Genomic DNA, 12,597 nt, shown 5'->3' on the forward strand with positions numbered 1-12,597 from the left:
GTAGATGACCGGTCCGAGACGTAGAAGATATCGGTATCGAGGCCGCAGCCGGTATGGTTCGGTCTGGCGAAATCCCGCCCCGGGCCGCTTCCGTCGCGAATCACTCACGGAACGGGTGCTGATCCTTCTGGTAGTGGCTGTGGTCCTGGGCATCACCATCGGCCTGATACTGCCAAGGGTCAACGGTGGAGTCGGACGGCTGACCGGACGATATACGGCAACCGGCGATGCGGCCCAGACCCTTCAGGGTCTGACAGTGGACGATCATGCCCGTCCCGGCCGCCAGTATCGGCGTGAGGCCTTTGGTTTCAAGGAGACCGATGAGGACGGCAACGGCTGCAATGTGCGCGAGGATGTGCTGACCCGTGACCTGACTGACCTGCGTACCACTACTCCCGGAGGGTGCAAGGTGGCCAGCGGTCGTCTACAGGATCCCTATACCGGGCGGACCATCGAATTCGTCAGAGGACCGAAGACCAGTTCGGCCGTGCAGATTGACCACGTGGTCGCCCTGGAGAATGCCTGGCGATCAGGAGCCAGCAAGTGGGACACGGCCCGTCGTTACCGTTTTGGCAACGACCCCTACAATCTTCTTGCTGTTGACGGCTCCGCCAACCAGGCCAAGGGGAGTGCCTCGGCCGACTACTGGTTGCCCGAGAACAAGGGATATCAGTGCTCCTATGTGGCCCGTCAGATAGCGGTCAAGGACAAGTATTCACTGAGCGTCACCAGCTCGGAAAAGCAGGCCATGCTGGCCGTTCTGCATACCTGCCCAGGCCAGCCTCTCCCCCAGGATCGCTGAGCGCTGGCCTGGGGGAGACCGATGCTTCCGCCGATAGGATTAGCCGACAACTGACATCTTTCAATTGAGGTCTTGTATTTACTAGCCTGTCTATCTTGCAGCTTGCGATGAATCTGCCCAGATCCAGCAGGTGCCGGAGGAAAAAACTCTCCGGTGATCAGGCCTGGGTTTTAGGGTCGGCGGTGGAAGCTGTGAGGGCGGGAGCGTCGGTGTGAATGATGTGCATGTGGCGCAGGAGCATGCGGGTCATCTGGCGGCCGGAGCCAGCACCGTTTCCACGAACGCCGAAGTAAACCAGCAGGACCATGCCTAGGCAGATCAGTGCTGAGATGCGCAGGGCCCACTGCACGCCGAATATATTGGCTGCGATCTGGGTGGAGTGGCCGCCGCCCAGAGCGTTGTGGCGCAGGGTGGTGATGGTCTCCATGAGGATGACCAGGATGGGGGCTCCGACAGCGCCGGCGATCTGCCGGGCCGTGTTGGTGACGGCCGAACCAGCCGAAACGTCCTTGGGAGCCAGGTTGTTCAGGGACCAGGTGGTCAAGGGCATCAGGGTGAAGCCCATGCCGATTTGACGGATGAACTGGCAGATGGAGACCAGGCCAATCCAGGTATTGGCGCTGATCATGCTCATGGCGATGGTGCCCAGCAGCAGGACCGAGCAACCGGTCATGGCTACGGGTCGTGCACCCCAGCGGTCCAGCAGCCGACCGCCGAAGAACTGGGCGATGGCAGTGCCGATGGCCCCTGGAAGCATGACCAGACCGCTCATGGTGGCCGAAAAGCCGCGATCTGTCTGGATGTACATGGGCAGGATGACGGTGACTGAGCTGAAGGCGAAGAAGGACATGGAGGCGATGATGGTGCCCACAGTGAAGTTCTTGATCCGCAGCACATGCAGATCCAGCAGGGGCTTGTCGTGATGAAGCTGGCGAAGTACGAACCAGATGATCCCGATCAGGCCGACCAGCATGAAGGGCCAGGTCATGAAGGAGGTGATGGGGAAGTTCTCGATGTTGGTGAAGCCGAACATGAGGCCGCCGAATCCGAAGATGGACAGGGCCACCGAGAAGAAGTCCGCCTTGACGCTGGTATCGCGCTGGCCGAAGTTGCGCAGGCCGAAGATGGACAGGAGCAGCGCCACAGCTCCGCAGATGCTCAGCGTCAGGAAGATGGAACGCCAGCCGTTGGCGTCCGTCTGCCAGCCGCCCAAGGTCGGGCCGATGGCCGGAGCCACGCTCATGGCCAGGCCTACGGTGCCCATGGCCATGCCACGCTTGGCCAGCGGATAGATGGAGAAGACAGTGATCTGCAGAACGGGCCACATGGTTCCCGTGCCTATGGCCTCAAGGATACGGCCCAGCAGGACCAGGGCGAAGGTCTGCGACTGCCAGCTCAGCAACGACCCCAGGGTGAAGACGGCCATGGAGGTGATGACGATCTGCCTGGTGGAGAAGCGTTTGGTCAGAAAACCGGTCAACGGCACCATGACTCCCATGACCAGCTGGAATACCGAGGTCAGCCACTGGCCGGTGGTCAGGGTGATGTGGAACTCGTCCACAATGGTGGGCAGGGCCGAAGCCAGCTGCAGCTGGGTGAAGTTGCCCAGGAAGGTGATGACGGTCAGGATGGCCAGCGAAAGGAAGGCCTCATGGGTGAGCCTCCCGTTGACGAAGGCTCCGTCCTTGCTGAGGGTCCGCCCTTGCTTGGCGAGCTCCTGCTTCCTCATGCACCACCACTTCCTTTGGGTTAGTCCTCACTGCGCATACCGCTCCCCGCGGTGCCGTCCTAGAAAGCAAATCAGGGCATACCGATACCGGTGACACTAAGAAAAGAACAAGAGAGCTAAGCGTCTGACAATGACCTTATAATATACCCGGCTGTGGATTGTGATTGGGTTTTTCCACATGGCTGACGCGGATGTGGCGACCTTGTCCGGCGGTCAGCGTTTCCAGTATGCTGTGTGATGCGAGCTTCGGTAATGTGAATACGAGAGGGTCCAACACGGGCTGATGAGGACGGACGTTCGAAATGCAACGGCGGTCAAGGTAGGTAGCATGCACGCACATGATCATGGTCGTGGCAGATTCCCGGCCCTCCTCATGTCCTTGGCAATGATGATTTCCCTGGCGGCCTGCGGCGACAATGTCCCCGTCGACGGCGGTGAAACAGGCAATAATGCAGATCAGGCCCTCTTCCAGGGCGAGTTTGCCGGATCTGGCGCATCCTCCCAGCAGAGCGCTGACGAGGCCTGGATAGCCGGCTTCCGCAAGCAGCATCCTGGGGCGCGCATTTCTTACGATCCGGCAGGTTCCGGTGCTGGTGTCAACGCCTTCCTGTCGGGTTCGACCATCTGGGCCGGCACCGATGCGCCGCTGACCAGCGATCAGCTTGAGCGCTCGCGTAAGGTCTGCGGTTCCGGTACGGCCTTTGACCTGCCCGTTTACGCCACCCCGATTGCTGTGGCCTACAATCTGCCTGATTTGTGGCCCAAGGGTTCAGATGGCCATCTGCGGATGGACCCGGCTCTGATTGCCATGATCTTCTCCGGAAAGGTCACCAACTGGCGTGATCCGCGCATCGCAGCGCTCAATCCGGAGGCCAATTTGCCCGACTTGGACATCACCGTGATTCATCGTTCGGACAAGTCGGGCACCACGAAGAGCTTCCTGTCCTACCTGCACGACACGGCCGGGTCCGCCTGGCCTTATCCAGCGGGTGAGAATTGGCCCAACGACCTGGGGCAGGGTGCCAAGGGCACTGCCGGAGTGGTCATGACCATGAACCAGGCGAAGGGCACTTTTGGCTATGCGGACGCAGCCCAGACCACAGGGCTGGGCACCGTGGCCGTCCAGGTGGGGAAGACCTGGCAGCCGCCTACAGCCAAGACCGTGGCCAACCTGCTGGATGCGGCCCAGCGGGATCCTCAGGCCAGTCAGCCTGGCAGGGTGGTCCTGACCGTGAACCACCGCACCACCCGGGAGCACACCTATCCTATCGTTCTGGTCTCCTACGACGTGGTATGCGCTGTCTATCGAGATGATCGGGACGGATCCAAGGCCCAGTTCGCCAAGGCCTGGCTAACCTATCTGCTGAGCGAGCAGGGTCAGCGCATGGCTGCGGCCAATGCGGGCAGCGCCGAGCTGGGGCAAGGGCTGCGCAGCCAGGCCATGGCCTCGGTAGAGACCATCGGGGGGAAGTCATGAGCGACAAACCGGACGAGACCGCAACCCTGAACAAGGCCAAACGGGTGGATCGGATCTTCAAGGCCTGCGCCACCGGGGCGGGCATCCTGATCCTGCTGGCCCTGGCTGCGGTCACCCTCTTTCTGATTCTGCGTGCTTTTCCGGCCTTCACCGGAGACCCTGATTCCCGCACCCAGGCCATAATCTCCCTGAGCGGTGGACGGGCGAGCAGTTTCCTGGGCTATGTGGGCCCGCTGGTTTTCGGCACCATTCTGATTGCCGGCCTGGCCTTGCTCTTGGCTTTCCCCGTCTCCCTGGGTATTGCTCTCTTCATCGGCTACTACGCCCCCAACCGCCTGTCCACGCTGCTCAGCACGGTGATCGACCTGTTGGCCGCCGTGCCCTCGGTGATCTACGGGCTCTGGGGGGCTCTGGTCCTCGTTCCCAATATCACTGGCTTCTGGCGCTGGCTGTCTGTTCATTTAGGATGGATTCCGCTCTTTTCAGGACCCGTTGCAGCCCCGGCCCGGTCCGTGGCCACGGTGGCCCTGGTGCTGGCGGTCATGATTCTGCCCATCATCACCTCGGTCACCCGTGACATCCTGATTCAGGCCCCTCGACTGCAGCAGGAGGCCGCCTTGGCCCTGGGCGCCACCAAGTGGGAGATGATCCGGCTTGCGGTCCTTCCCTTCGGCCGTTCGGGCATCATTTCAGCCTCCATGCTGGGGTTGGGACGCGCCCTGGGCGAGACCATGGCGGTGCTGATGATTCTCTCGCCCGGCTTCAGCTACTCCCTGCGGCTGCTGCAGGCTTCGAAGAGCCAGACCATCGCCGCCAACATCGCCGCCCAGTTCCCCGAGGCGGACTCCCAGGGCGTGGCCCTCCTGGTGGCCACCGGTCTGGTCCTCTTCATCATCACCTTCATCGTCAATTATCTGGCGCGCAGGATCACAGCAAAGGCGGGTGCATGATGGCAAGCCGAACTGATCGCGGGCCGGTCATCGACTTTGACCGCTTCAGGCCAACCAGGTCCTCCATCCGGGCACGCAAGCGCAAGGACCGGCTGATGACCGTCCTGATCGGGCTCTCCTTCCTGGTTGCCTTGATCCCGCTGGTCTCGGTGCTCTGGGTCAGCCTGTCCAAGGGGGTGCGACGGCTGACGCCTGACTTTCTCACCCACAACATGAGCGGGGTGGTGGGCGGCAACCCCACGCCGTCCGGAGGCTACGGCGGCATCCTGCATGCGGTAATCGGCACCCTGGAGATCACCTTTGGGTCCATGGTCATATCCATTCCGGTGGGTGTCATGTGCGCGGTTTATCTGGTCGAATACGCCCATGGAGGCCGCCTGGCCAAGGCCATCGGTCTCATGGTGGACGTGATGAGCGGGATTCCCTCCATCGTGGCTGGTCTCTTCGCCTTCTCCATGTTCGCCCTAGTAGTTGGGCCAGGCACCGTCAACGGGCTGGCTGGTTCGGTGGCCCTCTCCCTGCTCATGCTGCCCACGGTGGTCAAGACCTCCGAGGATATGCTGGCCGTGGTTCCCAACGACCTGCGGGAGGCGGCCTATGCCTTAGGAGTGACCAAGCAGCGGACCATCACCAGCATTGTTCTGCGCACGGCCCTGCCCGGCATCGTCTCGGGCACTATCCTGGCTGTGGCAAGGGTCATCGGGGAGACGGCGCCACTGCTGATAGCCTCGGGATTCATCGCCACCACCAACCCCAACCTCTTCTCCGGGAGGATGACCACCCTGCCGGTCTTCGTCTACAACGAGTACTCCCAGGGGTTGGCCGTCTGCGGGCCGGGCGCTGACCCGGGATGCCTGACCGACATCCACATGCAGCGGGCCTGGGCTGCGGCCCTGGTGCTTATCCTTATCGTCCTGCTGCTCAACCTGCTGGGGCGGCTGGTCTCGCGCATCTTTGCCGTTGGGCGGACCCATTGAGCGCCGCCATGAGAGAAACGGAGGCCGAAACATGGGCCAACGCATAGACATCAACCACCTCAACGTCTACTACGGCGACTTCCTGGCTGTCCAAGACGTAAACATGCGCATCCAGGCTAACAAGGTCACTGCCTTCATCGGCCCATCCGGCTGCGGCAAGTCCACAGTCCTGCGCACCTTGGACCGCATGCACGAGATCACCCCGGGTGCGCATGTGAGCGGGCAGGTGCTGTTGGAAGGTCGTGACCTCTACGGGCCGGATGTGGATCCGGTCGAGGTGCGCAGGGACGTGGGCATGGTCTTCCAGAGGGCCAATCCCTTCCCGACCATGTCCATCAGGGAGAACGTTCTGGCCGGCATACGACTCAACAAGAAGCACATCGCCAAGTCCGACGCGGACGATCTGGTGGAGTGGGCCCTGCGCGGTGCCAATCTTTGGAACGAGGTCAAGGATCGCTTGGATAAGCCAGGCATCGGGCTCTCAGGTGGTCAGCAGCAACGGCTCTGCATTGCCCGTGCAGTGGCTGTGCACCCGCAGGTCCTGCTCATGGACGAACCCTGCTCGGCCCTGGATCCCATCTCCACCCTAGCTGTGGAGGATCTGATCAACGAGCTCAAGCGGGACTACACCATCGTCATCGTCACCCATAACATGCAGCAGGCCGCCAGGGTCTCGGACTATACAGCCTTCTTCAACCTCAAGGCCGTGGGTCAGCCCGGTCACCTGGTGGAGATGGACGACACCACCACCATCTTCTCCAACCCGCATGAGCCGGACACCGAGCGCTACATCTCCGGTCGCTTCGGCTGAGACAGAACCGGTCCGCGCACCCGCCCGTCAGGTATCATGGTTCCGGCATCCGCGGAAGGAGCGACGGCATGGGAGTATTGCTGGAACCGGCCACCCTCTTGGGCATCATCCTGGTGGGCTACCTGTTCAAGCGTCTTGGCCTCTTTCGTCCGCTGGACTACCGGGTGCTGCAGACCATTGTGTTCGATCTGGTCCTGCCCGGGGCCATCATCTACTCCTTCGCCACCAACCCCCACAATCCCAGCCTGCTTCTGGTCTCGGCCTTCGCCTTCGTTGCCTCGCTGATTCCGCCCCTGGCCATCTTTCTGACCAGCAGGCATCGTCATACGGCCCAGCGGGCTTTTCTTATGCTCAACGGGTCGGGTTTCAACATCGGATGCTTCTGCTTCCCCATGCTTCAGTCGCTGCTTGGCACGGCAGCCCTGGTGCCCGCCGCCATGTTCGACATCGGCAACTCGGTCATGGTCTCTGCAGGGACCAACGTCATGACCCAGGGGCTTCTGCATATTCGACCGGGCCAGTCCCTGGATCCCGATGCAGGGGAGCCGGTCAAGCTGGATGACCCTGATGCCCGCAAACTTCATCGCAAGGCCGCAGCCATCTCTATAGCCAAGGGTTTCCTGAGCTCGCCCTCCTTCGACACCTACATGGTCATGGTGGTCTTCATGCTGACCGGGATCTCGCTGCCAGGCTGGTCAGCCCAGATCACCCGTCCATTCTCGGCGGCCAACGCATTCTGCTCCATGCTTATGGTGGGCATGCTCATGGACTTGCCCGGCGGACGGGATGATGTCAAGTCCGTATTGCAGATTCTGGCCTGGCGACTGCCCTTCGGCATCCTGTTCGCGACGGCCGCATGGTATCTGCTGCCCTTCGAACCGTTGATACGTCAGGCGGTGGCCTTGTGCTGCCTGGCTCCGACAGCGGTTTTCGCCACCATGTTCACTGACAAGGTCCTTGGCAACGCCCGACTGGCGGGATTCACCCTGGCCCTGACTGCGGTGATCGGTGCGGTGCTCATGGTCTTGGCGCATCTGCTGATGGGCGCCCTATGAGGATTCAGTCCTTCCTGTTGCTTTTCTTATCGTCCTTGCCCTGGTCGCGGCGCTCCTGCTCCTGACGCAGGGTGCGGCCCTCGCGGGTGCGCTGCTTGTTGACCGTGGCTGCTGCGATCCGTTCGGCAACGCGCTCATCCTGTCCACGATCGACTTCGCTGTCGTGCACATGCTGATACTGCTTCTGATCGTCCTGATCCCAATGATTGTTCCTGGGCATATACCCCTCCTTGAAAGCGCTGCATCCGTCAGCCCATCCCCGTCAATGAGGACGGCTTCAGGGCCGTGCCGGTATGCCGATTATAAGTTAGCGGAAGGTGTTGAGGTGGTATTGGAGCCTGATAGAAGGTTGGCAGCAGGGGGCTTGTAACAGAAAAAGCCGAGTGCTCGTGATATTCTTTCCTTGTCTCATCGCCAAATAAGACAATAAGGAATCGAATATGCATAAGCTATTTCGGCTTTCGGATAATAATACCACAGTCTCTACGGAAGTGGTAGCAGGCATCACCACCTTCTTCGCCATGGCCTACATCATCGTGGTGAATCCCTCGGTGCTCTCCACTGCAGGCATGCCCTGGGGTGCCGTCTTTCTCGCCACCCTGATCGCTGCCATCATCGGCACCCTGATCATGGGTCTGGTGGCCAATGTGCCCTACGGTGTGGCGCCAGGTGTCGGGCTGGACGCCTTCTTCACCTTCACCGTGGTCAAGGGGCTGGGCTTCACCTGGCAGCAGACCATGTGCATGGTCTTCCTGTGCGGCCTGATCAACATCCTGGTCACGGCAACCAAGCTGCGCAAGATGATCATCCAGGCCATTCCGCCCCTGCTTCAGCACGCCATCGGCGGCGGCATCGGTGTCTTCATCGCCTATGTGGGTCTGCTCAATGTGGGCATCATCAAGTTCACCCCCGATAAGACCTCGGCAGCAGGTGCCAACCCTGGACTGACCACCTTCAACACCCCAGGGGTCATCCTCTTCGTCATCGGCTTGTTGCTCACCGTCTTCCTCCTGATTTTCAAGTTTAAGGGACACCTGGCCTTCATCAACAAAGGCGCCTTTGTCATCGCCATCATCGCGGTCACGCTGTTGGGCATTCCCATGGGGGTCACCAGCATGGCCAAGTCGGTCGATCTGGGCCAGGCCTGGTCACAGCTGCCGCAGACCTTCCTGGCCATTTTCAGTCCTGAGGGCTTCCCTGCTCTCTTCTCCGACCCGGCCAAGCTGCCCGTGGTTCTGGTGACCATCTTCGCCTTCTCCCTGTCGGACACCTTCGATACCATCGGTACATTTGTGGGCACCGGTCGGCGCTCAGGCATCTTCTCAGCCGAGGATGAGCAGGCTCTGGAGACGGGGCGTGGCTTCAGCTCCAAGATGGACAGGGCCTTGTTCGCCGATGCCACCGCAACCTCCATCGGCGCTCTCTTCGGCACCTCCAATACCACCACATACGTAGAGTCCGCAGCAGGCATCGCAGCCGGTGGCCGAACCGGACTGACCTCGGTGGTCATCGCCGCCTGCTTTGCACTCAGCGCCGTCTTCGCTCCGCTGATTTCGGCTGTGCCATCGGCGGCCACCGCACCCGTTCTGGTCATTGTGGGCTGCATGATGATGAGCTCCTTCGCCGAGATTGAGTGGGGCGAATTGTCTGAGGCTATTCCGGCCTTCTTCACGGCCATCTTCATGGGCTTTGCCTACTCCATCTCCTATGGCGTGGCCGCCGGTTTCATCACCTACTGCCTGACCATGGTCTGCAAGCGCAAGGGCAAGGAGGTCCACCCCATCATCTGGGCGGTCTCGGCCCTCTTCATCCTGGACTTCGTGCTTCAGGCTGTCCTCTAGAACAAGGTTTTCGAATTCCAGGTCTATCCAAGTTGTGCAGGATTCGGTCTTGGCAAGCTGCTGGCTAGGGGAGACTGAGAGAAAATACACAACAAAGCAGTAGGGCCTCGCCGCATGTGTAGTGGCGAGGCCCTACTGGTCCGTGATCTGGTTGAGCGGCTTCAACTGGCAATCCTGTTATAAAGCAAGCTGATATCCCTCGTCCCGTTCCCCCCCCCCCTGAAAAGGTGGGAGCCAGGATGGATTAGGGGGGGGGGATATAGCGCCATTTTTATGGGTTGCGAAGTCACATTGAGCTTCAAAATGGTGTCTCGGTTTTTCTCGGCGCGGGCCTAACGGCTGGTGCGAGGACAGTCCCGTTTCTGCTCCGAAGACGACAAAAAGATACCCGGTTGATAGGAGGCATCTTGACAAGGGAGCGAATGATCTGCGACGCATGGCCGACCAAGGGTTCTGGTTTAATAAATCCTGGTTGTTGTCTGCCTTACTGCTGATCTCGTGGTGAGCAAACATTGCGCTCAAGTCCAAAACGGATAATCAAAATGACGGGATGATTGGTGGCCCTGTATAGATTGCCCTATATAGAAAATCCCCGGCAGACTTTGGGAGGTCTGCCGGGGATTCCTGGTTCAGGTGGTAGGAAAATGGATCAGTACCAGTTGGCCGCCTGGGATTGAGCCCAAGCACCACAGGGGTTCCCGTAACGGCCCTGGATATAGCCCAGTCCCCAAACAATCTGGGTATGAGCATCAGTCTGCCAGTTGGGACCGGCCGAGGCCATCTTGCTGCCAGGCAATGCCTGAGGAATGCCATAGGCGCCCGATGGGTTGGCGGCGTTGGTTCGCCAGCCGGACTCCTTATTCCACAGCTGAACCAAGCATGTGAACTGATCTTCTCCCCAGCCGCGGGAGGTAACCAGATCGTGGGCGATGCTTTGGGCTTCGCCCACAGGGACTGTAGTGGTGGTCGAGCCGGCCTGTGCAGGGGTGCCGCCACCAGTGCCCACCAGGACCACCTTGTCGACGGGGACCGTCTTGACGAAGGAGGCGAAGATATTGCTGGTCAGGTGCTTGTTGCCGGCTGCGGTGACCAGGCTGGTGGTCTCCATGACACCGTTCTGCCCCTCAGTCTTGACCTTGGTGGTACCCGCAGGTAGAGAGTTGGTCTTCTCTTCAATGGTGTTGAAGGGAATTGGCGACTCGTCCGTTTTGACCTGGGCGCCGGCACGGTCGATGCGGATGACGGTCTTCTCATTGACGCGAGTGGTCAGAGAGGGTGTGATCTGGTCTCCCGGCTGCAGGGTGATGTCCCCGGCCTCCAGCACGGATTTGACATCGGTGAAGCCTGTGCCCAGGACCACCTTGTTCTTCCCGTTGATCTGCACACTCACATAGGAGGTGTTTGCGTTTGCGCCGCCCGCACCGTTGCGGATGGCCTGCCTGGTGCTGCCGCGGGACACCGTACCCACATCTTGAGTGGCTGAATAGGATGTTACGCCTGACTTGGCCGAGTTTTCAGTGGATGTGTAGAAGTCGCGCGAAACGAAGCCTGCGCCAACGACCATGCCGAGAACAGTGACACCGGCAGCCAAACGCAACCACTGACGCTTGGTCAGAGCCTTGACCGCACTCATCCGTCCTCTACGGTGGTTCGCCATTACTCTCCTCTGTTGGACCGACAGATCCTCAGTGATCAGCCGACTTAATGCTTCCTATCGACCGCATGCTTCCGGCAAGACCGAAAGGGTCACTGGACAAACACGACACTACCTTAGTGCAAATCGGTCGTGGAACCAACTCGACTGACTCAGGCCTGTGCTGGGGTTGACAGATCGGCCTTTCGTGCCTGGTCGATCAGGTCGTCCAGATCCGAAGACCTGAGTGCACCGGCCTGCTTGAAGATAATCTGGCCCTGCTTGGTGATCATCAGCGTGGGGACCGCCTGGATGTCGGCGGCCGCGGCCAGATCTTGGTTCTGGTCGATGTCCACCTTGCCGAAGACGATGTCTGAGTTGGCCTGCGAAGCCTTCTCGAAGATGGGGCCGAAGGCCTTGCAGGGTCCGCACCAAGTGGCCCAGAAGTCAATGAGCACCAGGTCGTTGTCCTTGATGGTTTGCTCGAAGTTTTCCGAAGTAATAGTCGTGGTGGCCATGATAACGCTCCTTGAAGTAGTTTGACTGTCGCGCGGGAAGCTCCCGTGCTTAGCAACCGCTTTCAATCATCAGCATTCCATCAAGGCTGGAGAAAGCGCCCGAATATGCTCTGGGTGGAGATGTCCGCCGGGGTCCCGTGGGCGGTCAAGCCTGGTGCGGATAATGGAGCCATGCCAGTGCTGAACGATGAGATTCCCGATGATGACGACTTCGATGCCGATCGCGACCGTGGCGCTTTCTCACACATTACCCCAGAGGACTTCAATCGGGGTTTTTCGGGCTCGAATCCCCCCGGATGGCTGGACCGTGACGCTATCGACCGTGCCCGGCGCTGCCTGCCCATGCCCTATGTGGAGGTAGTGCCGGTTCGCGTGGATGAAATGAGCGCAGTCACTCAGGTGGGTACCCTTCTGCGCGTGGACGATCAGGGCAACATCGAGCGCACCTTGATCACCGGACGGATCCTCTACCACGAGACCATCAGGGAGGCTCTGGCCAGAAACATCGCCAAGGATCTGGGCCAGCTGGCCTTGCCCATGCTGCCTGCTAGCCCCCAGCCCTTCACCGTGGCCGAGTTCTTTCCCACGCCGGGGGTCTCGGAGTACTACGACCCACGCCAGCACGCCATTGCGCTGTGCTACCTGGTACCGGTGGCCGGGGACTGCAAGCCCCAGGACGAGACCTTGGACGTGGAGTGGATCGATCCCAAAGGGGACATGCTGGAGTCCTTCATGAGCCAGATGCCCGGCGGGCATGGCAAGGTGCTGATGAGCGCACTGACCTGGGCCGGTGCACTGTGAATC

The 12,597-nt window shown here is 60.5% G+C and carries 12 protein-coding genes; 8 read left to right on the forward strand and 4 right to left on the reverse strand.

All coding sequences use genetic code 11. From position 1 onward, the window contains the following. The first annotated feature begins 4 nt into the window (after positions 1-4). Positions 5-802 carry an HNH endonuclease family protein gene (locus DKK74_RS01565; RefSeq protein ID WP_258334404.1) on the forward strand — a complete coding sequence of 266 codons (798 nt, stop codon included), beginning with the start codon at positions 5-7 and terminating at the stop codon, positions 800-802. Positions 803-959: 157 nt separating this feature from the next. Here the strand turns inward: DKK74_RS01565 and DKK74_RS01570 are convergent, their stop codons facing one another. Further along, positions 960-2,531 (reverse strand): MDR family MFS transporter, encoded by a 1,572-nt coding sequence (locus DKK74_RS01570; protein WP_110412458.1) that lies wholly within the window; start codon positions 2,529-2,531, stop codon positions 960-962. Positions 2,532-2,859: 328 nt separating this feature from the next. Between DKK74_RS01570 and DKK74_RS01575 the strand changes: the two genes are divergently transcribed. The 5 genes from DKK74_RS01575 (at position 2,860) to DKK74_RS01595 (ending at position 7,801) form a co-directional block, all read left to right on the forward strand. Continuing rightward, on the forward strand, positions 2,860-4,008 hold the full coding sequence (locus tag DKK74_RS01575; protein WP_110412459.1) for a phosphate ABC transporter substrate-binding protein PstS: 1,149 nt from the start codon (positions 2,860-2,862) through the stop codon (positions 4,006-4,008). After that, entirely contained in the window at positions 4,005-4,958 is a 954-nt protein-coding gene (pstC, locus tag DKK74_RS01580) for a phosphate ABC transporter permease subunit PstC (protein ID WP_110412460.1), read from the forward strand. The genes DKK74_RS01575 and pstC overlap by 4 nt, the downstream gene beginning before the upstream one ends. Continuing rightward, entirely contained in the window at positions 4,955-5,935 is a 981-nt protein-coding gene (gene pstA / locus DKK74_RS01585) for a phosphate ABC transporter permease PstA (protein ID WP_110412461.1), read from the forward strand. The genes pstC and pstA overlap by 4 nt, the downstream gene beginning before the upstream one ends. 31 nt (positions 5,936-5,966) lie before the next feature. Continuing rightward, positions 5,967-6,746, forward strand: coding sequence for a phosphate ABC transporter ATP-binding protein PstB (gene pstB, locus DKK74_RS01590; protein WP_024627440.1), 780 nt, complete (start codon positions 5,967-5,969; stop codon positions 6,744-6,746). 68 nt (positions 6,747-6,814) lie between these two features. Beyond that, positions 6,815-7,801, forward strand: coding sequence for an AEC family transporter (locus DKK74_RS01595; RefSeq protein ID WP_110412462.1), 987 nt, complete (start codon positions 6,815-6,817; stop codon positions 7,799-7,801). 4 nt (positions 7,802-7,805) lie between these two features. On the opposite strand, the gene DKK74_RS01600 is transcribed toward DKK74_RS01595, so the two are convergent. Then, complete coding sequence (locus DKK74_RS01600; protein WP_110412463.1) at positions 7,806-8,021, reverse strand: hypothetical protein; 216 nt, start codon at positions 8,019-8,021, stop codon at positions 7,806-7,808. Positions 8,022-8,241: 220 nt separating this feature from the next. Here DKK74_RS01600 and DKK74_RS01605 point away from each other — a divergent pair, with 220 nt between their 5' ends. Next, the gene (locus DKK74_RS01605; protein ID WP_110412464.1) at positions 8,242-9,642 is read left to right on the forward strand and encodes an NCS2 family permease; all 1,401 of its coding nucleotides are present in this window, start codon (positions 8,242-8,244) and stop codon (positions 9,640-9,642) included. Positions 9,643-10,291: 649 nt separating this feature from the next. Here the strand turns inward: DKK74_RS01605 and DKK74_RS01610 are convergent. After that, on the reverse strand, positions 10,292-11,299 hold the full coding sequence (locus DKK74_RS01610; protein WP_110412465.1) for an aggregation-promoting factor C-terminal-like domain-containing protein: 1,008 nt from the start codon (positions 11,297-11,299) through the stop codon (positions 10,292-10,294). Between the two features lie 149 nt (positions 11,300-11,448). Continuing rightward, the gene (gene trxA / locus DKK74_RS01615; RefSeq protein WP_110412466.1) at positions 11,449-11,793 is read right to left on the reverse strand and encodes a thioredoxin; all 345 of its coding nucleotides are present in this window, start codon (positions 11,791-11,793) and stop codon (positions 11,449-11,451) included. A 171-nt stretch (positions 11,794-11,964) separates the two neighbouring features. Between trxA and DKK74_RS01620 the strand changes: the two genes are divergently transcribed. Beyond that, positions 11,965-12,594: an NUDIX hydrolase family protein gene (locus DKK74_RS01620; RefSeq protein ID WP_029677767.1), complete on the forward strand. Its 630-nt coding sequence runs from the start codon at positions 11,965-11,967 to the stop codon at positions 12,592-12,594. Positions 12,595-12,597: the final 3 nt, after the last annotated feature.

The organism is Bifidobacterium asteroides (assembly GCF_003202755.1).
GTDB lineage: Bacteria > Actinomycetota > Actinomycetes > Actinomycetales > Bifidobacteriaceae > Bombiscardovia > Bombiscardovia asteroides_F.

Excerpts from the sequence above, each read along its gene's own strand:
- DKK74_RS01565 (WP_258334404.1), top strand. The coding sequence starts at position 5 with ATGACCGGTCCGAGACGTAGAAGATATCGGTATCGAGGCCGCAGCCGG.
- DKK74_RS01570 (WP_110412458.1), bottom strand. The coding sequence starts at position 2,531 with ATGAGGAAGCAGGAGCTCGCCAAGCAAGGGCGGACCCTCAGCAAGGAC.
- DKK74_RS01575 (WP_110412459.1), top strand. The coding sequence starts at position 2,860 with ATGCACGCACATGATCATGGTCGTGGCAGATTCCCGGCCCTCCTCATG.
- pstC (WP_110412460.1), top strand. The coding sequence starts at position 4,005 with ATGAGCGACAAACCGGACGAGACCGCAACCCTGAACAAGGCCAAACGG.
- pstA (WP_110412461.1), top strand. The coding sequence starts at position 4,955 with ATGATGGCAAGCCGAACTGATCGCGGGCCGGTCATCGACTTTGACCGC.
- pstB (WP_024627440.1), top strand. The coding sequence starts at position 5,967 with ATGGGCCAACGCATAGACATCAACCACCTCAACGTCTACTACGGCGAC.
- DKK74_RS01595 (WP_110412462.1), top strand. The coding sequence starts at position 6,815 with ATGGGAGTATTGCTGGAACCGGCCACCCTCTTGGGCATCATCCTGGTG.
- DKK74_RS01600 (WP_110412463.1), bottom strand. The coding sequence starts at position 8,021 with ATGCCCAGGAACAATCATTGGGATCAGGACGATCAGAAGCAGTATCAG.
- DKK74_RS01605 (WP_110412464.1), top strand. The coding sequence starts at position 8,242 with ATGCATAAGCTATTTCGGCTTTCGGATAATAATACCACAGTCTCTACG.
- DKK74_RS01610 (WP_110412465.1), bottom strand. The coding sequence starts at position 11,299 with ATGGCGAACCACCGTAGAGGACGGATGAGTGCGGTCAAGGCTCTGACC.
- trxA (WP_110412466.1), bottom strand. The coding sequence starts at position 11,793 with ATGGCCACCACGACTATTACTTCGGAAAACTTCGAGCAAACCATCAAG.
- DKK74_RS01620 (WP_029677767.1), top strand. The coding sequence starts at position 11,965 with ATGCCAGTGCTGAACGATGAGATTCCCGATGATGACGACTTCGATGCC.